Raw genomic sequence first — 22,990 nt, 5'->3', positions numbered from 1 at the left:
GCAGTCACTCCTTGCTGCGCAGATCCTGGATCAGCACAAAGCGATACTTCGCATCATACTGGCCGCCGTTGTACTTGCCGCAGCACTCACGGCAGGCCGTGTAGCGGCTGAATTTACGCACCCGCTGCACGGTGAGGCCACAGTGAGCGCAGGCATAGGCGTAGTTTCGTTTTACCTCTCGGCGGGGCAGAGGCAGGCGATGGCGGGCACTTTCACCTGGGATGCCCAGGTCCGCACAGGCCTGCTGCCACTCGGCACCGTGCGGCTCGATGCGCCGCCGCCCGGCCCGGTGATAGGCCACCAGATGGGCCAGTTCATGGCGCATCGTGCGGTCCACTTGACCTTCAAATTCCTGCAGCTTCGGGTTCAGCTCGATCTTCCAGGCGGGAAAGCTCGCATACCCGGCGGTGCTGCGCAGGCGGCTGTTCCACTGGACAGAGACTAGCTTGGCAGCCCCTGCGAGATCGATGCTGTGCAGCAACTGCTGGCACAGTTCCGTCAACTCAGCATCCCGCACATTGCCGTTTTCTTCCTTCGCTGGGGCAGCCAGGGCCTCAGGGGCGGGTTCCGCATACAGCGGGCGGTCCAGGGCGCGCTCTGCGAGGCTGCCGCGGATGCCGGCTTGAAAGTCGAGAACGAGCTGGGAAAGATTCAGCATGGACGGGGGCATCAGGCCTTATCAGAATCGGCCGTTTTAGGCACTTTGGTCAATGGCGTGTTCTTGCGGTCGCGGATGCGGTGCTCCTGGTCACCCAGGGCGTAGATCATGTCCTCGGCCACGCTTTCCATCAGGAAAACGTTCGCACCGATGGTGCTGCGGGACCCCACCACCGTATCGCCCCCCACAATGGTCGCCCCTGCGTAGATGGTGACGTTATCGCCGATGGTGGGGTGGCGTTTCTTCCCAGCCAGCGCCTGCCCTTGGGCCAGGGAGCGCGCCACGAGGCCCACGCCTTGGTAAAGCTTCACGCGGGTGCCGATGCTGCACGTCTCGCCGATCACCACACCCGTGCCGTGATCAATGAAAAAGTGGCTGCCAATCTGGGCCCCAGGGTGGATGTCAATGCCCGTGCGGCCATGCGCCCACTCCGTCATCATGCGCGGGATCAGCGGCACGCCCATGCTATAGAGCTGGTGCGCCGTGCGCTGGATGGCGATGGCCTCTAGGCCTGGGTAGGCCAGGATGATCTCCTCATAGCTCCGCGCCGCAGGGTCGCCTTCATAGGCGGCCTGCACATCTGTTTGTAATAGCCGCCGCACCTCGGGCAGCTTCACCATGAAATCACAGACCAGCTTCATCGCCTCCTCATGGTGATTGCCCGTCTGGTCGCGCAGGCGCAGACTGCGGCGGATCTCCGTGCGCAGCCGCTCCCGCGTGCTGGCCACCAGCTCATGCGTCATCAGCTCCAGATCATGGGAGGAGACCGCATCCACCGAGTAAAAACCCGGGAACAGCACCTGCAGCAGATCTTCACAGAGCGTCGCGATCGCCTGTTTGGACGGCAAAGCCCCGCAATCCACGTGGTTGATCCCGCCGACCTCCTTGTATGAGGTCATGAGGCTCTGAACGATCTCTTCCTGTCGGCAATCCATGTCTTGTTCCCGAGATTAGAGGCGAAAGGCCTCCCTGGCAAATGCCGGGGTTGGGGAAAAGACGTCCATGTCTTTGTGATTCATGAGGAGACTCATTGGGAAGAAAGCCACGAGGTAGTCTGCAAACAAATTCGCCGCTTCCACTTGCGGGGCTTTTCAGATAAAATGGAGACCGAATCGTGCTATGAAAATCCTCCGCATCTCAGAAACCGCGCAGGGGTGGATTGATTTTTTTGCAATCGCCGGACCTTGGCTGTCATGCCTGATCCTGGCTGTGTCGATGAATCCCATGATCGTTTGTGGACGTGGCCTAGAAGCCGATTCGATATTGAACTTAATCACCGTTTTTTGGCTGGCTGTGCCGGGATTGCTCCTGGGGGTGCTGTGCACCAAGCCCCTGGAACGGTGGCTTGGTTGGGCAGGATTTGTTTGGATGACCTACATGGCCCTCCTCGCTTTAAAGCAAAATTTCCCAAGAATGTCGCCCTTCTGATTTACGGCCTCACCAGCCGCCCCCCAAGGCCTTGATGAGGCGGACGGTGGAGATGTGGCGTTGGGCGGAGATTTGGGCGGTTTGGCGTTCGGTTTGGAGGCGGGTGCGTTCGGCGTCCAGGTACTCGAAGTAGCTGAGGGTGCCGCGCTCGTAGGATTCCTGGACGAGGCCGGTGGCCTTGGTGGAGGCGGCGAGGGCTTCGCTGATGGCGCCAGCTTGCTCGCGCAGGTAGCGGGTCTGGGCGAGGCTGGTCTCGACATCGCGGATGGCGCTGAGCACGGCTTGGCGGTAATTGGCGATGGCTTCTTCCCGGGCGGCCTTCTGACGGCGGACGTTGAACTTGATGACGGTGAGGCCGCTGATGGGCAGGCTGATGCTGGGGCCGAGGCTCCAAACACGGCTGTCGGCTCCTAGCAGCGTATCCACTTCATTGCTGAGGTAACCGGCGGTGCCAGTGAGCTTCACGGCGGGGAAGTAGGCGGAGATGGCCACGCCGACATCGGCGTTGCGAGCGGCGACGATACGCTCTGCCGCAGCGATGTCTGGACGGCGCTCCAGCACGGAGGCAGGAAGGCCAGCGGGGACTAGAGGCGGGGCCTTCGCTCCAATGGGGTTTTCCCGCACGGTGAAGCTGCTGGCAGGCTGGCCGCAGAGGAGGGCCAGGGTGTCGCTGGCCTCCTGGCGCTGGCGTTTCACGTCGGCCAATTCGGCCTTGGCGGTGGCTACCTCGGTGACGGCGCGGGCGTAGTCGGTCTCGGGGATGGCTCCGGCCTTGAACTTGTCGTTCAACAGGTTTTTAAACTTGTCACGCAGGGCAATGGTGCGGCGGAGAGCGCTCAGTTCGGCATCGGCAGCGCGTAACAAAAAGTATTGCGCAGCGACATCGCCCGTGAGCGTGAGGATGGCATTGTGATAGCTTGCGGAGGTGGAGTCGGCCGTAGCGCGTGCGCTTTCCACCTCACGACGGATCTTGCCCCAGAAGTCGATCTCGTAACTCAGGTCCAGGAGGGTGCTGAAGCTATTCACTCGACCGCGTGGAATGTCCACCGGGATGGGGGTAGGGAGGTTGCCGGAAGTCTGTTCGCGTTTGCCATCGCCCTTGAGACGCACATCCGGCAGCCATGAGGAGGTGCTGATGCGTGCGGCGGCGCGGGCCTGATCCACGCGCGCAGCAGCAGCTCGCAGAGTGGGGCTGGTTTGCAGGGCCAGGGCCTCCAGTCGGTCCAGCTCAGGCTCGCGGAAGATCTTCCACCACTCGCCACGCGGGGCATCGTCGCGAGGCGCGGCAGTCTGCCAGCGCCACTTGGCAGGGGTGATGTCCGTGAGGTCCGGCGGGGTGTGGTCGGGCCCGACGGTGCAGGCGCTAAGGGCCAGGGCGGCGATGAAAAGCGTGGAGCGTTGGAGCATGGCGCTGGGAGTGAAAATTAAAGGGAGGCAGTCCCTGGATTAGGGGCGGCGGACTTCGCTGCTGCTTTAGCCTCACGTTTTTTTCGGCGGTTTTCGCGGAAGTGGATCATGTCATCAAAGAGGGAGTAGATGACCGGCGTGGCCAGCAGGGTGAGCAGCAGGGAGAGGCTCTGACCACCGAGGATGACGCCGGCAGTGGCGTTGTTATAGGCTGCGCCCACGCCGGTTGCGGTCATCATTGGCACCATGCCTGCGACGAAGGCCAGGGTGGTCATCAAGATGGGGCGGAGACGTTCTTTATTGGCCAGAAGGATGGCCTCTAGGCGATCCATGCCTTTTTCACGCAATTGGTTAGTATGGTCAATTTGGAGAATGCCATTTTTCTTCACCATGCCGAAGAGCACGAGGATGCCGAGCATGGAGAAAATATTCACGGACTGGCCGAACAAAATGAGTGACAAGATGGCGAAGGGCAGCGTGAGGGGCAGGGCTAACAGGATGGTGAAAGGGTGAATCCAGCTCTCAAACTGTGCAGCGAGAATGAGGTACATAAAAATAAAAGCCATCAGGAACGCGACACCAAAAGCTTTGCTAGCCTTGGCGATTTCCTTCGACCTGCCCGTGCTGCCGCTGGCGTAGTCAGCCGGAAGATTCAGGCGATTCACGGCAGCGGAGATGCCATCCATGATCTCCGTCTCCCCCACGCCGGGGGCATTGTTCGCGGTGATGGTGACTTGGCGGCGGCGGTTGAGGCGATTGATCTGCGAAGGGCTGTCCGTATCATCCAGCGTGAGCAGGTTCGAGATGGCCACCGGGCCTGCTTTGAGGGAAGGCACGGTGAGTAGGTTGAGAGTCTCGCTGGTGTTGCGATAAGTTTCCTCAGCCTGCAGGTGGATGTCATATTGCTCGCCACTGTCATCATAGGTGGAGACGTCCACTCCACCCACGAGCAGTCTTAAGGTGCTGGAAATATCGGCGATGCTGGCCCCCATCTCCCCGGCTTTATTACGGTTGACCGTGCCAGAGATTTCGGGTTTGCCTGCGATGAGGGAACTGTCTAGGTCACGAAGGCCCGGCAGATCTTTCACTTCTTCCATGACTTGCTGAGTGGCGCGGGTGAGCACATCCAGATCTGGGCCTGCGATGAAATACTGTACGTTAGCGCTAGAGGTGCCGGTATTGAAAGGCGGCACAGCCAGCACGCTGATGCGCCATTCTTTGGGGAAGTTCGGCACGATCTCCTGACGCACGCGATCCATGAGCGTTTGCTGGTCCTGCCGCAGAGCGGGATCATTGAGGCGGACGAAGATGCCGGCCAGATTGGGCGTGCGCTGGTCATTGTCACCGATGGTGAGCAGGGTGCCATCCACACCGGGGAGCTTACGCACCTCGCGGGCAAAACGCTCCACCATCAGGTCCGTCGCGGCTAGGCTCGTGCCTTCAGGCGTGCGGATGTTTACCACGAACTCAGCTTCCTCCACAGGGGGCAGGAAGCTCTTCTGCACGGTTTTCATCAGGATGGGCATGCAGGCCAGGATGCCGATGCAGGCCAGCACGACGACCCAGCGGTGGCGCATGGAAAAACGCAGTAGCCCCATGTACACCACCTCCACTGGCTTGTAGAAAATGTTCACCAGATGCTCCAGCCACCTGTCAAAGCGGGTGCCGTGACCGTTCTTGAACATGCGGGCAGAAAGCGAAGGGGTGAGCGTGAAGCTAACCAAAAGTGAGACGGCGATGGCAAAAGCCATGGTGAGGCCGAAGCTCTTCAAAAACATACCGACGATACCGCTGAGGAAGGCCACAGGGACAAACACGGCCAGCAGGGACAAGGTGGTGGCCATGACGGCAAGGCCAATCTCCTTGGGCCCTTCGATGGAGGCCGTGTACGAGTCTTCACCTTTGTCCTCCATGTGGCGGAAGATGTTTTCCACCACGATGATGGCGTCATCAATCACGATGCCTACCGCCAGGGCCAGAGCGACGAGGCTGATGACGTTCAGCGTCACCCCCTGGGCCCACATGATGCCAAAGGCGGCGATGATGGACGTGGGAATGGCGAGCGCGGAGATGAGCGTGGCACGTGAGTTTCCCAAGAAGACCAGCACGACGACGGCGGCAAAAAGTGCGCCAAGAACCAAGTGCTCTTTCACGGCATGAACGCTGGTGCGGATGACAGTGGAGGTATCTCGGACGACCTCGACATTGTAGCCCTCCGGCAGCAACTTTTTCACATCGGCCAGCTTTTCGTTCACCGCATCCACCACGGCCACGGTGTTGGTGCCACTCTGCTTGCGGATGGAGAGGACCACAGAAGGCACACCGTTGTTGCGGGCCACGGTGAGTTGTTCTTCCGCGCCGTCTTCCACCCGGGCGACATCGCGCAGGCGCACCAGGCCGCCACTGTTTTCAGTGACCACCAGCATATTGATTTCATCCATGCTGCGGGCCTTCCCCAGCACGCGGAAGCCGGCCTCGCTCGCGGCGTTTTTCACGGTGCCAGCGGGGATCTGTACGTTCTGCGCCCGCAGGGCTCGCTGTATATCGGTCGCGGTCAGGTTATAGGACCGCAGCCGCATGGGGTCTAACCAAACATTGATCTGCCGAAGGCGTCCACCTAGCAGGGTGATCTGGCCCACACCAGGCACACTTTCCAACTGACGGCGCAGGATCTTGTCTGAATACTCAGTGATCTCACGCACGGGCTTATTGGCAACCAGGGCGATGTTTAAAATGGGCGCAGCGTCTGGGTCCAGCTTCTCGATGATGGGTGCGTCCACATCCTCCGGTAATTCTGGAATCACGCGAGCGATGCGGTCACGCACCTCTTGAGCGGCCACATCAATGTTCTTTTCCAGAACAAAGGTCACGAGCACTTGAGAGATGCCTTCGCTGGAAATGGAACGCAGCTCGTCAATGCCGGCGACGGTGTTGACCGCTTCTTCGATCTTGTCGGTGATTTCGGTTTCGATTTCCTTCGGCGTCGCGCCATCTTGACGCGTGACGATACTGACAGTGGGGAAGTCAATTTTGGGGAACCGGTCCACCGGCAGTTTCGTGTAACCCAGCACACCCACGACCACGAAGACGAGGATGATGACGCTGGCGAAGACCGGGCGTTTAACAGAGATTGCGGCGAGCCATTGCATGGGGGGGAGGAGGTGCTAAAGTTCAAAGACTCTCTCATGCCTTCGGCTGGAAGGGCAGGCCATCGGTGGCTTCGGCTGGGGGTTTCACCAGAACGGTTTCGTCCTTCACCACGCCCTTGCGGATCTCGGTGAAACCTTCGCGAGTATCACCCACTTCCACCAGCCGCTCAGACAGCGTGTTGGCTTCCGGCGTCACGACAAAAACCTTCCGGCGTGAGCCCTCGATGCGTAGCGCATCTTCGGGCACAGCCACGGCTTTTTCCTCACGCATCTGGATGCGGGCATCGCAGAAGAAACCCGCGCGCAGCTTGCCATCCGCATTGTCTACAGTCGCCTCAATGACGAGATCACGCGAAGCCTCGCGCATGGCTGCTCCGAGGAACTTGAGTTGACCTTTAAAAGTCTGACCGGCAAAGGCAGCCGTGGTGAACTCCACCGTTTGACCAATCTCCAGCCCGCCTACCTCCGTTTCAGGCACATTCAAAACCAGACGCATCGTGGATTGATCCACCACACGCGCCACCGCGGAATCCATGCGCACGTATTCGCCTGGGTCCACCATGCGCTCGGCCACCACACCGCCAGCCACGGCACGGATCACGCAGTCATCCAGGGTCTTTTGCGCTTGCTCCTGGCGGGAGATGGCAGCCGCGAGTTCAGCCTCGCGGGCGGAGACTTCGGTCAGCAGTTTTTGGTAATCGGCATCGGCCACGGCTTTTTTCTCCGCCAGAGGTTTGTTGCGTTCCTGCTCGTTTTTAGCCAGAGCTAGGCGGGACTTGGCCAGCTCGGCGGAGGCATGGGCTTCCGCCAGCGTCAGTTTGGCTTGGCGATCATCCAGGGTGGCCAAGACATCGCCAGGTTTCACGATGGACCCACGCTCGACAGGGGCTGTCATCACGCGCCCGGTGGAGTCGGCTGCCACCACGGCATCATGCTGCCCAGCCAACTGGCCCGTCACTCGCAAAAAGCGCGGGAAACTGCGCTCGGTAGCCTTGACCGTGCTGCCTTGGATCGGCGGAGGCACGGCTTCAGGCGCAGGAGACGCCGCAGGATCTGGAGCGGCCTTTTGGCAGGCCACCACGCAATAAGCGGCGGCCATCAGGAGGATGAGGGAGGTCCTTTTCATGCAGTGGGGGGAGTCTTTTTGGAAAGGGGGGTGCGTGTCTTCAGCGAGGCAGATTTGCCGGAGGCTGGGTTGGCTGTGGCAAGCGTTTTGGACTTGCTTCCCGTTAGGCCGTACAGGGCCATGTCGGCGATGCTATCGGCCAGGCGGGCAAAGTCAGCCTCCGTCTCGGGCGCGGGAAATCCCAGTAGCCCCACCACTTCCCGGCTGTGGTCGAAGTGCACGCACATGGCGATGATCTGATGCGCTGCCATTTCGCAATCGCTTTGAGTGCGTGAGGGATCAGCAACGGCCGTGACAAGGCCGATGAGGTCGGCGAATCGGGGTTTGATGACCAGTCTCACCAGCTCGCCCAGCGCTGCTGTGGGTTGATGCATTTCATGGGCCATCAGGCGGCCCAGCACAGGGTGAGCCTTGCGTTTCATCAGCACAAAGCGCAGGCAAAAATGGATCCACTCGCGCAGGGCCAGTTCAGGATTTTTGGAAAGTTCCGGCAGCACTTGCTGCTCCAGCGCGTGAGCATGAGCAGCGAGCAGTACTTCCCGATACAGGCCCTCTTTGCTGCCAAAGTAGTAATTGATGGAGGCCACATTCACCTGAGCGATCTGGCTTATTTCACGCACGCTGCCATCGGCAAATCCCGTGCGGGCAAAGACTTCGCCCGCCGCCGCCATGATGCGCTCTTTCCGTGCGTCAGGATCACGCTCGCGGGCAGCAGCAGAAGGCGGGGGAGTCTGGCGAGACTTAGGCATCGGAAGTTAAACGGCTGTTTAAAACAGGCGTTTAATAAGAGGCAAATCCAGAGACGTCAATCGCGATCTCTAACATTTCGTGTCCTGAGCAAAGTCTGACCGTGTCTCATGGCACGGGACATTTTCACACCCGCACACTCATGAGTCCGCACTTTTGGGTCGCTAGGAAACAGGCGGCCTGGCTGGACTGGTTACAGCCCTAATGTACACCTCAAAAAAATTTTCCGGTTCTGCTTCTGCACCTCCGCTTGTAAAATCGACCAAGACCAAGCGGGGGTGCAGTGCAGTAACTAGGAAAGTTGGCCTTCAATCAGATCACACACGTGAAGAGCTGAGAGTCAGCAGACCGTATGTTGAATTTGATTCCTGCCTATTGTGATGCGTTCAAAAGATTTTCAGAGAAAGAATCTTTTTTTCAGGCCCTCGGATGAAATTGCCGATGCACCTGCTTCAGCCGCTTTTGATCCACGTGGGTATAAATTTGGGTGGTGGCGATGTCGGCATGGCCCAGCATCTCCTGGATTACCCGTAAATCGGCCCCGTTGTTGAGCAGATGGGTGGCAAAGGAGTGGCGCAGCAGATGGGGGTGAATGTGAGTGCCTAGGCCAGCTTGCTCAGCCCGTTTTTTGACGATCTGCCACACCCGCTCCCGGGTCAGGGGGCCGCCGAGTTGGGAGAGGAAAATGTGGCTCTGGGTCTTTTTGGTTTTCACCAAAAGAGGGCGTGAGTGGGTGAGGTAGGCTTCCAGGGCCTCCCGCGCGGCTCCTCCCACTGGAGAAAGGCGAGTTTTTGCCCCTTTGCCGGTCACGCGGATCCAGCCCTCCTCCAGGCTCAGGTTTTCCAACCGAGCGGTGATGAGCTCGGAAAGCCTCAGACCGCTGGCATAAAAAAGTTCCAAAATGGCGCGATCTCGGCGGTCTAGGGGATCGTTGCCTGTGATGGATTCCACCAGTGTCCTCGCATCCTGCTCATTCATCGTCCCTGGCAGGTGCTTTTCCATGCGTGGAGGTAGGATGGGTTCCGCAGGGTCACCCGCCCGTTTGCCCCGAGCCGCCAGCCAGCGAAAGAAAATTTTCACGGCCACCAGTTCCACCCGCGCGCTGGAGGCCGCCAGCCCATCCTTTTTTCGCCGGGCGAGGTAGTCTGTCAGGTGCGGCGTGGTCACAGCGGCTGCGTCTTCGATCTGCCGTTCCTGCTTCAGCCAGGAAGCCAGGGCCTCCAGCACCCGTCGCACCAGCAGTTGATAGTTCGTGGACAGCCCGCGTTCGGTGGCCAGATGGAGAATAAAACTGTCAATGGCATCGAGCATGGGTGGGCCAAGTCTCACGCAAAGCTAAGGACCTGTCATCTCCTGCGTTTGATTGCATGACCCCCTGCATGAAATTTCTGCCTGCTTTCCTTCTCACCGCCTCCGCAGCGGCCGCTGCCGACTTCAAAAAAGACATCGCCCCCATTTTTGAAAAGCACTGCTACGAGTGCCACAGTGACAAAACTGGGAAGAAAAAGGCCGGTTACGTCTTCGATGACCTCGCCACCCTGAAGCTGGATATCAATCCCAAAGGGGGCATCGTCCCAGGTAACCCGGCAGAGAGCCACATCTTCAAAGTCGTGGCCGATCCCGAGCATGAAGCCCACATGCCCCCGAAGGACAATCTTTCGAGCAAAGAGATCGAGACTCTGCGAGAATGGATCACGGAAGGTGCCCTGCTGGACAAAGATGCGCCCAAGCCGACGATGGCCCCTGTCCAGAAAAAGCTGCCGCCCATCCTCACCTGGACCAACTTTGAAGGCAAAAAGATCAAAGCAGGCTTCGTGAAACTGGAAGGCGACACCGTGTATCTGCGCATGCCCATCAATGCCCAAGAAGTGCCCTACCCCATGAGCAAACTCGATGCCGCCAGCCAGCAACTGGCCAAAGAATGCGCGGCTCCGTGAGGGGGATAGAGCCTCACTTGGTTGAGGCAAAATTTACGGTATGTTAAGGCTAGATGTTTTTTGTTCTAGCACGCATGGCCAGCCTGATGCTGGCGCTCCTCGTCACGCCTTTGTCGTTGCTGCTGCTCTTCGTTGGGCAGTCGTTTGAAAGCGTGCTTTTTGGGATTGCGGGGGTGATGATTGGATTGTCACCGCTGCTAGTGTTCATCGGTATAGAGATTGATCGGCTTTGGCCACAGTGGGCGGGTGGGCTGGGCTGTCTGTGCTGGGCAGGGCTGACGGTCTGGCTGGTCATGCTCGCTCCAGATGGCCATTTGCCGGAAGGCGCGCGTATTCAGCATCGCTATACAAAAGAGAAGTGGGGGTTTCAGCGGCAGGCATTGGGTAACTTGTTGCCTGAGTTGGATCAATTTTTGTTAGGCTTCAAAGTGGTGCCTTTGATTGATCATTATTTCACTTTTCAGCAATCGCGGAAGATCTCTGGCTGGACGTCACAAATCTATCGAGAACTCGAAGCCGATGCGGATTTTCATGCGCTGGGTTCGGTCATGCCACATGCCTATTCAGATATTTGGTTCAGTCAGTCCGGCCAGGGGCATTCCTTTCTGTATGTGCCGCCTGATCTCAAGCGAGATGTGCCAGCACCCGTATTGGTTTTTCTGCATGGGAGCGGGGGCAATTTTAAAGCTTATCCTTGGTTACTCTCACAAATAGCGGATGAACTCGGGTTCGTCCTGATCTGCCCCAGTTACGGGATGGGAGACTGGACTGCAGCAGATTCCTCTAATGTGGTGGATGCGGCTCTGGCCGACGCCGAAAAAGTTGTGAGGCTTGATGTTCGGAAGATGCATCTCATGGGCCTCTCCAATGGAGGTAAGGGACTGGGGCATGTAGGGCGTGACATGGGCGAAAAATTTGTCTCCCTCACTTTCATTTCGCCCGTGTTTGAAGTGCGTTCCCTCATCAATCCGCTCTTCATCAAGAACTGGCAGGACAAGTCTATCCATATCATCACGGGAGCTGAAGATGACCGCGTGCCTGTGCAGTCTGTGAGAGATGGAGCTACTTTGATGAAAGCAAACCGCGGGCAAGTGACATTAAATATTGTCCCTAAGGCCGATCACTTCCTTTTGTTCAGCCATCGGCAGGCGGTTATCGCACAATTAAAAGAGTGGTTAGAGGTTTCAGGCCTCAAGGTCCGAGAGAATTGAAGCCTTAAACCCTGGGCTCACGGAACCCAGGGTTTAAGAAGATTGGCACTTTTGGACTCCGTCCTACTCCACCGTGATCGTGTGCATCACGGCTTTCAGGCGCTTGCGGACGTTGGCGTCGTACTGCTGCTGTTTGGCCATGCTTTTCTTTTTCAGCACGTTGAGGGCGGCGGAGAATTCGGGGTCGCCTTCGGCTTCTTTGCCCAGGCTGCGGAAGTGGGTGATGAGGTTTTTGATCATCGTGGTTTCAAAGGATTGTTTGCTGCCGATGGCTCCCAGGAGATCGGCAAAAGCGGCGTCGAAGGGGGTGGTGGGGAACTCGGCGGCGAGGTTGATGCCGGTTTCCAGTTGGGCTTTGGTGAACTCTTGGCTCGCTGCGCCCCAGGTGACTTTGGCCTTGTCTTTGGTGAGGCCTTTGACCACCAGCGTGTAGCGGTTGAGATCCTGATTGAAAGTGGTGAAAGGCAGGATGCTGCGGGTGCTCCAGGAGGCCTTGGGATCGGCGTCAAAGCAGAAGGGCCAGGTGGTGCTTTCCAGCGTCACGCTGCCGGCCTGGCTAGAGGTGATTTTGTGGCCGGTGCTGGCGGTGGATTCGCCGCTAAGATTCAGGGTGATGGTGCCGATGTTGCCCTCCATCTTCAGGCCTTTGAGAAAGGCTTCCGCCATGAGCAGGTGGCCGTTGGGGCCGGGATGAAATCCATCCGCTCCGCAGACATCGTAGTTTTCTCCCAGCGCCGGTTTGGCCTTGGCCATGGCGGCGATCATGGTGTCGTGGACGTTGGCAAAGCTCTGGCCGTATTCCCCCGCCAGCTTTTTGGCGATGTCGCGCAGGTGGGCGAGGTTGTCATTGTAGATGGCAGGCTCAAAGCGGGTGAAAAACTTGGTATCCACCGCGCCTGGGGAACCGACGGCGATGTTCTTCACGCCCATTTCCTTGAGACCATCCAGCACCAGGCGCATGTTCTTTTCATACTCGGCACCGATGGCGTCGGTGTAGGCCACGTAGCTGCCGTCATTCATGCCATAGCAGGTGGTGGCCACGGTGGGGTTGAAGACGCTGAGGTCGTTTTTCAAACGAGCGGCAAAACCGCCAGCCCGCTCACCACTCCAGCCAAACTGAAATACGGTGATATCCTGGCGGCCCGTGCAGGCGAGGAGGTAGGCCTCGATGTACTTGGAGTAGAGTTTCTGCTCCGTGATGCTATCGCCAATCACAGCCACGCGGGCATTGGCAGGGAGGAGATTTTCAGCGCGGACCAGGGAGGCGGCGAGGGCGAGGGATACAAAGAGGCTGCGAAGGATCATGGGATGGAGAAAGGGAAATAGCATCACAAATGCGTGGATGGGTCAACTTCCCTCAGATCTCAGACGATTTTAGTGCGCTGATGAGGGCCTTGGGCAGGTCGAGCACTCGCCTCCACTCATCCCCGGATCAGCCACACCGCCGCCACGAGCGTGAGGACAAAGAGGGTCCACTCGAACGGCTTTTGCGGGATGCGTTTGAGGATTTGCCAGCCGAGCAAGATGCCCAGCACCACGCCTGGCAGCAGCACGAGATTGGTCATGAGCGAGCGCGGATTGATGATGCCCAGATCGGCAGAGAAGGGGACTTTGAAGAGATTGATGAAGAGGAAAAAGCGGCTGAAGACCCCCAGGTGCTCCTTTTTCTCCAGCTTTTGGGAGAGGAGGTAAACGGTCATCACGGGCCCTGCGGCATTCGCCAGCATGGTGGTGATGCCTGCGCATAGGCCCATGGCCCAGGAAAAAATAGGGTGACCGGTGAGGATCTCAAGAGCGCCTTTGCTGGCATCCAGCAGCAGCTTGAATCCCAGCAGGCCGATGATGAGCCAGCCGATGACGGTGCGGGCGGAGACGTTATCAATTTCCCCAAGGAGGAAGTACCCGGCGATGACACCCGCAATGGCCGGTGGGGCCATGGGCAGAACCCGCCGCCAGCTACCACCGTGACGGTTCAGGTAAAAGCCCATGAAATCTGCCACGATGAGCAGGGGCAGCACCAGCCCCACGGAGGCTTTGGCCCCGAAGGCCTGCGCCATCAGCACCACATTCAGGGTGGCCGTGCCTGAAAGCCCACTTTTGGATAAGCCGATGCACAAGGCCGCCACGGCAGCCATGAGGAAGATCTGCGGATCTGCCGTGAAAAGCGTGTTCTGCTGCAGCCAGTCGGGAATGCTCAAGCGTGAAGCAGACTAGGGGACGATGGTCACACGAGTGCCACTGGGGGCAACCTCGTAAAGCTGCTGGGCCATGGTGTAGGGCAGGCGAATACAGCCGTGAGATGCAGGTGAGCCGGGATTTGGGATAGCCCCTGCATGCATGCCCACACCGTTGTTAGTCAGGCGCATCCAGTAGGGCATTTTAGCACCCTGGAATCGGCCACCCGCAGCGCTATGCACGCCGGCGGTGGCATTGCCACGGATCACGTTGCCGTTCGCATCCACGATGCTGCCGTATTTGTTGGAGCGTTTGTTCACCACCTTCTCAGAGATGACAAAGGTGCCGGTCGGAGTGCGGTAACCACTGCGACCCGTGGCCACATAGCTCCAGCCTACATTTTCACTGTTGCGGAAGATGTAGGCTTTCTGCTCGCTGAGGTCGATCGTCACTCTCACTGGTCCCGGCTGGCCGCTGCCATGCCAAACATAAAGCGGGCTGCTGGAGGAATTGACTGGCTGGACCAGGATCGGTTTGCGAATGACTTCCTGCCTGACAAAGGAGACAGGTACTTGGCAGGCAGTGAGAACACTGCCCAGAATGAGCCCAAGGGTGAGTCGTGCAATATTCATAGCGGAGTTCACCTTAGCGAAAAAGGTCCTTTTGCAACGGCCCTTCCCAGGTGGATGCAGATCTTTTTCTGCTGATTATTGCCGTAAATTCCAGTAAATCTTGAGATTCTTGGTTCCTCGACCTGCCGCGATGAGGTCTGTGTCCCGGTCTCCATCCAAATCGGCTCCCATGAGGTCTTCGCAGGCCATGGTGTTGTCATCCACCAACTGCTGCTGCCAGCCGCTGCCATCTTCCTTGGTCGTGTAGAAAAGTTTCACGCCTACCCGAGTGCCAATCTTGTGGTGAGCACGCCAGCCCACAGCGATTTGGCGATTGTTCAGACCTAAATAATCATAGCAGGCTAGGGCATGACCATCCACCAGGGTGTCATCCAGCACTTGGCGCTGCCACAGGCCATCTTTCGGGCCCTCGGGCGGTGGGGTGTAGATCACGACTTGGTTGCCATGCATGGGCTCGATCGCCGCCACGTAAGGTTGCCCACCGGCAAAGGCACCCCAGCGCACCTCTCCCACGCCGAGAAGTTCCGGCGTGTCATGCTTGGTCACCCACTGGGCTTTCCAGCCTGCATCTCCTGGAGTCAGGCGCACGATGCCTTCGCGGCCTCCCAGCAGCAGAGGTTCCGCCTCATTGGCAGGGCTGGGCACCACCTCAAAGTTGTGCGTCATGTGCATGCTGTCATGCACCAGCGTCGTGTTCCACGGCTGGGTCACATCCTCCGGTTTATGGTAAGCCAGGATGTGGACTCCCACGCCTGCACCATTCTTATTCCCGCGGCCGTGCAGCGGGGCCACGATGAGGTCATAGCGGCCTGCGCGGTTTCTCACCCAGCGCATTCGGTGGGTGGTGGGCTCATGACTGAGCTGGATGGGTTTCCACCGTTGGGTGCGGTCCGCAGGCGGTTGCAGGTAAAAAACGGCCCCGCTGGTTTCCGTATCGCCAGGGTTCCACTGGGCTCCCACGGCGATTTCGGCTTTGCCATCGCCATCCGTATCTCGTGCGGCGATGCAGACATGGTCCTTTTCCGTCAGTTTTTCCGCGATGACATGCTTCGTCCAGGTGGGGTTTTGGTACCAGGCGATGATGTCTTTATCTGCCAAAAGGATGTCCGTTTTACCATCGCCATCCACATCTGCCAGCGCCAGACCGTAGCCGATGCCCACTTTGTCGTCGATTTCTTGTTCGCGGAACTGGGGAGTCACTTGCGCCTGGAGAGTGGCACTCAGACTCAGGGATAAAAAGAAAACCTGGAATCGCATCATGGGTCGGATTTTGAAACTTGAGGGGAGTCAGGGCGAGCAAAAGCTGACACTGAATCGCAAAAAGATTGACGATGTAATGACAAAAAGGGTATTTTACTCGAACAAACGTTACGATTTCGGGGTCTCAAACATAGACCTTTCAGGTTTCCCCCAACCGCGCCTTTCTTTTTATGTCTTTTTCATTCTCATCCTACGTCTCTCGTGCGCGTGCTTGGGTTTTGCCTCTGTGCGCCTTAGCGGCCAGCGTGGCCCTGCCCGCTGGGGCTGTAGCACCGAAGGCCCCTTCAAATGTCCGGATCAAGACGACGCTGCTGATCAATCAACAAACGCCGAGTGTGTTGGATGTCACCGCTCGCGAATACATGATCCTTTGGGATGACAATTCTCTGGATGAGACAGGCTTCCGCATCGAAGCCCGTGCTGGGAACACAGGGCCCTTCAGTACTCTCACATTCGTCCAAGCCAACCAAACGGGCGAAGTGGTAGCCTTGGATGTGGGGGAGAATTTCCTCCTGCAGTTTCGTGTCGTCGCCTACAAATACAACGGGGCTGCTGTGGAGGGCAGTGTCAGTCCGCAGGTGGAATACCTGAGCCAAAAAAAAACTGCCACTCTCGTTGCTCCCGAAAATTTTCGGGTGACTCAAGAGTCCGATGGCGTTTTGAAATTTAGCTGGAAGGACAAGAGCACCGGCGAGCGTCGCCACCAGATTTATTACAAGAAAGCCAGCGAGGCTGATACGGCTTATGCCACCCTCGGTTCCTTACATTTGTTTGATAACCGTGAGGGCACAGCAGATACGGATCTTACTGAGGTTAGGGTTCAGCATGCACTTGTGCCCGGTATCGCCTACCACTTTAGATTGCGTGCATCACGCTTGGACACCGAGAGTACGGCAGCGACAACCAGTCAGCTCAATCTCACCAATTTAGTCGCTCCCACCGCCTATCCTCCCCCGGTCATTTCGGGTGGCCCGACCAATCAATACATCGTGCCACGTGTGACCACGCCCACCGAGTTGACGGGAACTCAGCTTGATAGCCAGACGATTCTCCTTCAATGGAAAGATAACTCGACCAATGAAGACTACTATGAGCTTCAGTTTCGTCCCGTGGGCTCCACGACTTGGTACAGTCGATCTCTTTCCAAAAACAGCAGTTCAATCTCCGTCCCGGTAGTGCCCGGCGGCTACATGGAGTGGCGGGTGCGGGCGGTGCCAGTCGCTGCCTCCACCGTCCCATTCGATCCCGCAGACCTATCGAATTACAGCAACGTTTATACCAATCTCACGGGCACCCTCCTGGCTCCACAGGGACTGACAGCCACGACATCCGGCGTCTCGGAAGCGGTGGACCTCGTCTGGCAGGACAGCTCCGTGTCGGAGAGTTATTACCAGATTAAAGTGCGCCCCTCCGGTGGTGCCGATAGCGCCCCATGGTTCGATGCCCAAGACATGCTGGCCAACTCCACCCGTGCTACTGTGACGGCTTATTTCAATGGCACCCAAACGGTCAATCTCACTCGGGATACGGAGTACGACTTTAAGGTACAAGCCATCGCCATCAATCCTCTCGAGCCGTCCAATATTGCCGGCGTCATTTCGGACAGCAACGTGGCCAAAGCCTTTGCTCGCCGTGGGTTCACCAGTCGCACTTATCATCCCGCCAAAATCGGCCAACCCTTCAATTATGAAATGAAGGTCTCAGCTCCCCTGGAGCGGGTGTCTTGGACGGTCACCAACCTGCCGGATGGACTGACCTTTAACGATCAATCGGGCATCATCAGTGGCAGCCCGACGGAGCACGGCGTCTTCGCCTGCCCCATGACGGTAACGTACATCACAGGCTCGGCCACGGTGCCGCTCATGCTGCGGATCCCACGCCCCGATGCCAACCCGACGGTGGCCAAAGACATTCCCGATATCACTGTGGGACAGGGCGCGCAGTTCTCAGTCAATTTGGCTGATAAGTTTGCCGATGCAGATACTGAACTTGCCGTTAGGCTGCGGACTAATCGTGGCGATGTGGACTTGATGCTCTACCCCAGCCTGACGCCTGAGGCCGTCGAAAACTTCATGGGTTATGTGGAAACAGGGGCCTATAACGGCGTCATCGTTCATCGTTCCGTGCCTAACTTCATCGTGCAGACAGGCGCTTATGTCCCGATCCAGTCACCGAATGTGTTTTCATCCTTATTGAAAAGGCCACCTTCCTTCAATGAACCGGGTATTTCTAACCTTCGCGGAACCATTGCCCATGCCAAGGTGGGGGGGAATCCTGACAGCGCCACGCATGACTTCTTCTTCAACTTGAAGGATAACAGCACCACGACGCCGGGAGAGCTGGACAATCAAAACTCTGGCTTCACGGTCTTCGCCCGTGTGGCGGGAGATGGGATGAACGTGGTAGATGGCATCGCCGCTTTGCCCATCGGCGTTTACAAGGACTACAACACGAATGGCGGGACGGCGGCTAGCCTGGATCGTCGCGTGATTTTGGATGGCAGTAAAGTGCCCTTCGAAGAAGTGCCCATGAATGTCACAGGCACCACAGCGCCCACTGAAATGGATGAAAGCCAGACGGTGAAGATCCTCTCCGCACGTCAAGTTATCCCCTTTAAGTTTGAGGTGATTGACACCCCCGAAAGCAACGAAGGTGTGGTCCGCGCTACCGTGCAGAGTGACGGTACTTTGCGTCTGGAAGGTTTAGCCGTGGGTAGCAGCGAAGTGACCCTCCGCGCTCGCGACCTGGATAACCATCCGGTGGATCAAAAATTCAATGTCAATGTGGTCCGTGGTCACAAGTCCCCGGTCATCACCCGCCAGCCAGTTTCACTGGCCGTGCTGCCTGGGGCTAAGGCCAGCTTCACCGTCACTGCCACAGGCACGGCTTTGGAGTATCAATGGCAGAAAAAAGACGGCGAGGTTTGGGGGCCCGTTCCTGGTGCCAGCACCAAGACCCTCAGTTTCACCGGTGTGCAGACAGAGCAAACAGGGCTCTACCGCGTGTTGGTGGGAAATAGCACCACCACTCTGACCAGTGCCGAGGTGAGGCTGGACTTGCGCGCTCTCCCTGCCATCACCACACATCCCGTGGCAAAGGTCCTTGAGGTCGGTCAACCTCTGGTGCTGGAAACGGCTGCCACAGGAGCACCGCCCCCCACTTTTACTTGGCTGCAATCGGGCAAGACAGTGGCAAACCAAAAGCTGGCTAAACTCAATAATCCTGCGGTCAAAATCACGGATGGGGGCAGCTACGTTTTACGGGCGACCAACGTCGCAGGCAAGGTGGACTCAAACCCTGCCAGCGTCATCGTGGTGGACAAGACCGCACGCCTGATGATCTCCCTCCCCGCCAAGACGGTGGCGCTGAAGGCTCAAGTTTCAGGCCCGACCATGAAGTACCGCTGGCGCATGCAGAAGGTTGGGCAGGCACAGCCAGTTGATGTCCCAGAAGAGCTCGGCCATTTCACGGGCACCACCACAGCCACGCTGACGATTCGTAATATCACCTTAAACGATGCCGCCGACTATTTCTGTTATGTGGAGGATGATCTCAACCCTGCGCTGAATGCCACCACGGGCCTTTGGAAAGTGGGCATCACTGGCGCGGTGCCCACTCTGCCCGCCACCATCACCCCCACTGCCGCTTATGTGGGCATTGAGTACGACTACACCCTCCCTGGTGGTGGCCCTTCGAATACCACCATCTCCTCCTTTGCCGTAGCGGGGCTGCCTACGGGCCTGAAGCTGGATGCTGGCACCGGGCGCATCACTGGGAAACCCACACGCTCCGGTGAATTTAAGCTGACGATCACGGTCAAAAATCCAAAGGGCAGCCTCACCCGCAGCAATGTGGAATTCTTTGTCTTCCCGCTCCCAGAATCGGTGGTGGGCACGTTTGTGGGGCAGATCGGGAACTCTCCCGCTTTGAATAGCAATCAGGGAGGCCGTATTGACATGACCGTGACGGATGGCGGCCTCATCTCGGGTAAGTTGAGCATGGGGAAGGACATCCTCAGCTTCACAGGCAAGATGGACCAGAATCCAGGCAGTATACGCACCTCCGGTCAAGCCACGGCGGTGCGTAAGGGCAATACCCCTCTTCAGATCAATCTCAGTGCCATCGGCATTGGCGGTTATACCGACAGTGGAGATGTTTCAGGGACGATTTCAGACGGGGAAAATTTGGTCTTCTTTGCCGCTTATCGGAACATCTACAACTTTAGCAAAGGCGGTCGTCCTTCTCCCTACGTGGGGCGGCATCACATCGCGTTTCACCTTCCCAGCAATCTGGAAAATGATGTGTCTGTGCCTCAGGGCACCGGCTATGCCATCGCCTTTTTTGATTCCAATGGAATTGCGAAAATCACGGGTCGTCTAGGAGATGGCACCACTCTGACCTCCAGTTCCTTTGTCGGCGGCCAGCAGCAGTTCTTGATCTACCAATCTCTCTATAAAAATACGGGAGCTTTTGTGGGTCGGGCCTTTTTACAGTACATTCCTCCTCTGACTCAGGCGGATATCAATCTGGGGAATCGCTTCCGAGTGGAGGGTGAGATGCTTTGGACTCGCTTGCCTCAAACGCTGGCTACGGAGCGAAGCTACAAAGCGGGTTTCGGTCCTGTCTCACTTTACGCGCTGGGCAGGACCTACATCCCTCAGGACTACTCGCCCCAACTCTTGGGGGTGCCTGTGATGGACCGAAATGCCGGCCTGCTCTTTGCCAAAGGTGGCGTGGAGGCCTCTGCCACGAATCCTGATGTCGTAGCGATTTCTCTGGGTAAGATTCCGCTCATTCCTGCAGGCATCACAAATGCCGGCGGCATTTCATTCACCGGAGACCGTGCAACTGGCCTCTTTAAAGGTTCCTTTAAGTTGTATGATCCGCCTGCGACGGCGCCTCGCGTGGCCAGTTATTATGGTCTTGTCGTGCCCGCCATCCCTGCTCGCACGTTCAGTGACGGCAGCTTCTTTACCCAGACGGATTCTGGAGGGTTTGGCCACTTTACCCTGGCTCAACTTCCCTCCACTGAAGCACCGGTCACAACGCTTAAAACTTCGCCGATTTTGTCAGGTCGGGTGAATCTCAACCCCGTTCCTGTTCTCATCTCTCAGCAGCCGCAATCGCAGACGGTGAATCCAGGAGCTTCCGTCACTTTCAGCGTCGTCGCAGCGGCCCCAGCTTCCACCCCCTTCACTTATCAGTGGCGGAAAAATGGGGCCAATATCAGCGGGGCCACAAGCGCCAGTTACACCATCAACCCCGTCACCGAGGCTGCCCAAGCCAAGTATGACGTGATGCTTAAAACGGTCTATTCGACTGTCTATAGTGACCAGGCTAACCTGCTGGTGAATGACGCCGTCAACACCGTCACCATTACCCGTGCTCCAGCGGCAAATCCGGTGGCCAATGGCAGTTCAGTCACCTTCACGGCTGCCGCCAAAGGCGAGGGCCCCTTCAATTACAAATGGTATAAAAATGACGTGGAAATCGAGGCGGCCGCAGGCACAACTCCTACCTTTACGATCAACCCCGTCTCGACTGGAGATGTGGGTACCTATAAGGTGCGCGTCTTCAGTGCCATCAGCACTACTGGTGAACTCAGCGAGGCAGGCAATGAAATGACCGTCTCCAACCCGATCACCCAAGTGACCGCTGTGCGTTCGCCGAACAATGAGTCTATCAACATCGGTGGCAATGTGATCTTCACCATCTCCAGCATCGGTGGGCTAGGACCTTACACCTATCAATGGCGCAAAGATGGCGAGGATATTTTGGAAGGCGGCACCTCGGCCTCTTACAGCATTGATTTCGTCAACGCGGAAGACATTGGCACTTACACCGTGCTGGTGAAAAACGTGCTCACGCCCGCTGGTGTGGAGAGTAATGGTGTGCCTTTGAGTGTGGATACCGCCGTGGCGAATGTGAACGCCTCACGCACGCCCGCTACGGAATCGGTAGCCCTGGACACACCTGTGACTTTCTTTGTCAGTGCCCAGGGTGCGGGACCGTTCTCCTTCCAATGGAAGAAAAATGGCGAGAATATTCCAGGAGCAAACTTGGCCAGCTATGCCATCAGCAAGGCATCCGCCGCTGATAACGCGAGCTACACAGTCTTGGTGTCTAACCCCACCACGCCAGCAGGAGTTTTGAGTAACATCGTACTGCTTTCAGTGATCTCACCCGTCACCTCCGTCGCCATTGGCCTCAGTGGCAATACGAATGTTTTTGTGGTGGGAGATTCTGTTGAATTCAGCGCTCAACCGAATGCCCCTGGTCCCTATGAGTATCAATGGTTCAAGGGGAACGAAGCGATCACTTCGGCGACAGATAGCACCCTGGTGATCAATGGAGTGGGTGAGTCGGACAGCGGCAGTTATCGTGTCGAAGCCAAGAACTCCGTCACCCCTACGTGGATCTCGAGTCAGACCATCACCATCACGGTGGTTCCCCCTGGCCAGCCGTAAAAGGCGGGATTGGGTAGCGTTTTGCGGAGTCGGTGGGGCGAGCTAAATCTCGCCTCTCCGACGTCGCTTTATCAAAGAATTCAGGATTTCTTCTCGTTCACCTTCGCCCATTCTTCCTTCAACACGGGAGTGAGGAGTTTTGTCCACATGGCATAGCCTTCAGGGCTAAGATGCAGCAGATCCTTCACATAGTATTTGCGAATGGGGTGGCCTTTTTCATCGGCTAGGTAGCTGGTGGTGTCCACATACCGCACCCAGTCTTTGCCCTGGATCCAGGCTTGCAACAGGCGGTTGAGCTCATGCACTTGGGGCATCTGAGCGAGGCGTTTTTCTCCAATTTTGACCGAGGTCACGATCACGCGGGTCTGGGGTAACCGTGTGTGCACAAGGTCAAGAAAACGTGTGTAGTCAGCTAGGGCCTCCTGCGGGGTCAGTTTCGCATTGATGTCATTGCTGCCCGTATAGGTGACCACCAGCTTTGGCTCATGCCGTGCGACGACGGTATCGAAGTGGACGATGAGATCATTGGCCACACTGCCACCAAAACCACGATTCAGGACCGGCAGGCCTGGGAAGTCCTTTTGGAGAGTTTTCCACAAACGAATGCTGGAACTGCCCGTGAAGACGATGCCGCCCTTGTCAGCAGGTTTCTCGGCAAAAGCAGTGATTTCTTTGGCGAAACGTTGAGGGTCTGGGCGCGGTGTGGATTCCTGCGCAAGTAGGCAGGACGTGGCCAGGAGCAGGCTGAGGAGGAGGGCGGGCTTCATGAGGTGGCTGAAAGGTGCGAGGGAGA

16 protein-coding genes are annotated in these 22,990 nt (G+C 57.6%); 4 read left to right on the top strand and 12 right to left on the bottom strand.

Annotation, left to right across the window (positions count from 1 at the left end; genetic code table 11):
• Nucleotides 1–4 precede the first annotated feature (4 nt).
• A complete protein-coding gene (locus HNQ64_RS21705; RefSeq protein WP_184212746.1) occupies nt 5–658 on the bottom strand; it encodes a SprT family zinc-dependent metalloprotease in 654 nt (217 codons plus the stop codon).
• Nucleotides 659–669: 11 nt separating this feature from the next.
• Nucleotides 670–1,557: a serine O-acetyltransferase EpsC gene (epsC, locus tag HNQ64_RS21700; protein WP_246431160.1), complete on the bottom strand. Its 888-nt coding sequence runs from the start codon at nt 1,555–1,557 to the stop codon at nt 670–672.
• Nucleotides 1,558–1,777: 220 nt separating this feature from the next.
• On the opposite strand from epsC, the gene HNQ64_RS21695 reads away from it, so the two are divergent.
• Entirely contained in the window at nt 1,778–2,086 is a 309-nt protein-coding gene (locus HNQ64_RS21695; RefSeq protein WP_184212744.1) for a hypothetical protein, read from the top strand.
• A 9-nt stretch (nt 2,087–2,095) separates the two neighbouring features.
• Here HNQ64_RS21695 and HNQ64_RS21690 read toward each other — a convergent pair whose 3' ends face one another.
• The 5 genes from HNQ64_RS21690 to HNQ64_RS21670 all read right to left on the bottom strand — a co-directional run bounded on the left by HNQ64_RS21690 (nt 2,096) and on the right by HNQ64_RS21670 (nt 9,826).
• Nucleotides 2,096–3,493: an efflux transporter outer membrane subunit gene (locus HNQ64_RS21690; RefSeq protein ID WP_184212743.1), complete on the bottom strand. Its 1,398-nt coding sequence runs from the start codon at nt 3,491–3,493 to the stop codon at nt 2,096–2,098.
• Between the two features lie 17 nt (nt 3,494–3,510).
• The gene (locus tag HNQ64_RS21685; RefSeq protein WP_184212742.1) at nt 3,511–6,642 is read right to left on the bottom strand and encodes an efflux RND transporter permease subunit; all 3,132 of its coding nucleotides are present in this window, start codon (nt 6,640–6,642) and stop codon (nt 3,511–3,513) included.
• 34 nt (nt 6,643–6,676) lie between these two features.
• Nucleotides 6,677–7,768 (bottom strand): efflux RND transporter periplasmic adaptor subunit, encoded by a 1,092-nt coding sequence (locus HNQ64_RS21680; protein ID WP_184212741.1) that lies wholly within the window; start codon nt 7,766–7,768, stop codon nt 6,677–6,679.
• The gene (locus HNQ64_RS21675; protein WP_184212740.1) at nt 7,765–8,517 is read right to left on the bottom strand and encodes a TetR/AcrR family transcriptional regulator; all 753 of its coding nucleotides are present in this window, start codon (nt 8,515–8,517) and stop codon (nt 7,765–7,767) included. Before HNQ64_RS21675 ends, HNQ64_RS21680 begins: the two co-directional genes overlap by 4 nt.
• Nucleotides 8,518–8,932: 415 nt before the next feature.
• Complete coding sequence (locus HNQ64_RS21670) at nt 8,933–9,826, bottom strand: tyrosine recombinase (RefSeq protein ID WP_184212739.1); 894 nt, start codon at nt 9,824–9,826, stop codon at nt 8,933–8,935.
• Between the two features lie 68 nt (nt 9,827–9,894).
• Here HNQ64_RS21670 and HNQ64_RS21665 point away from each other — a divergent pair, with 68 nt between their 5' ends.
• Nucleotides 9,895–10,452, top strand: a complete 558-nt coding sequence (locus HNQ64_RS21665) for a c-type cytochrome domain-containing protein (RefSeq protein ID WP_184212738.1) — start codon at nt 9,895–9,897, stop codon at nt 10,450–10,452.
• A 53-nt stretch (nt 10,453–10,505) separates the two neighbouring features.
• The gene (locus HNQ64_RS21660; protein WP_184212737.1) at nt 10,506–11,663 is read left to right on the top strand and encodes a hypothetical protein; all 1,158 of its coding nucleotides are present in this window, start codon (nt 10,506–10,508) and stop codon (nt 11,661–11,663) included.
• 63 nt (nt 11,664–11,726) lie between these two features.
• On the opposite strand, the gene HNQ64_RS21655 is transcribed toward HNQ64_RS21660, so the two are convergent.
• The 4 genes from HNQ64_RS21655 to HNQ64_RS21640 all read right to left on the bottom strand — a co-directional run bounded on the left by HNQ64_RS21655 (nt 11,727) and on the right by HNQ64_RS21640 (nt 15,730).
• Nucleotides 11,727–12,968, bottom strand: coding sequence for an SGNH/GDSL hydrolase family protein (locus HNQ64_RS21655; protein WP_184212736.1), 1,242 nt, complete (start codon nt 12,966–12,968; stop codon nt 11,727–11,729).
• A gap of 116 nt (nt 12,969–13,084) precedes the next feature.
• On the bottom strand, nt 13,085–13,861 hold the full coding sequence (locus tag HNQ64_RS21650) for a sulfite exporter TauE/SafE family protein (protein ID WP_184212735.1): 777 nt from the start codon (nt 13,859–13,861) through the stop codon (nt 13,085–13,087).
• A 12-nt stretch (nt 13,862–13,873) separates the two neighbouring features.
• Entirely contained in the window at nt 13,874–14,470 is a 597-nt protein-coding gene (locus HNQ64_RS21645) for a L,D-transpeptidase family protein (protein WP_184212734.1), read from the bottom strand.
• Nucleotides 14,471–14,545: 75 nt separating this feature from the next.
• Complete coding sequence (locus HNQ64_RS21640) at nt 14,546–15,730, bottom strand: FG-GAP repeat domain-containing protein (protein ID WP_184212733.1); 1,185 nt, start codon at nt 15,728–15,730, stop codon at nt 14,546–14,548.
• A 170-nt stretch (nt 15,731–15,900) separates the two neighbouring features.
• Between HNQ64_RS21640 and HNQ64_RS21635 the strand changes: the two genes are divergently transcribed.
• On the top strand, nt 15,901–22,197 hold the full coding sequence (locus tag HNQ64_RS21635) for an immunoglobulin domain-containing protein (RefSeq protein ID WP_184212732.1): 6,297 nt from the start codon (nt 15,901–15,903) through the stop codon (nt 22,195–22,197).
• A gap of 80 nt (nt 22,198–22,277) precedes the next feature.
• On the opposite strand, the gene HNQ64_RS21630 is transcribed toward HNQ64_RS21635, so the two are convergent.
• Nucleotides 22,278–22,964, bottom strand: a complete 687-nt coding sequence (locus tag HNQ64_RS21630; RefSeq protein ID WP_184212731.1) for a GDSL-type esterase/lipase family protein — start codon at nt 22,962–22,964, stop codon at nt 22,278–22,280.
• Nucleotides 22,965–22,990 lie beyond the last annotated feature (26 nt).

This window comes from Prosthecobacter dejongeii, assembly GCF_014203045.1.
Lineage (GTDB): Bacteria > Verrucomicrobiota > Verrucomicrobiia > Verrucomicrobiales > Verrucomicrobiaceae > Prosthecobacter > Prosthecobacter dejongeii.
The sequence above is the reverse complement of the archived record's forward strand: the minus strand, read 5'-3'. Positions and strand labels throughout refer to the sequence as shown.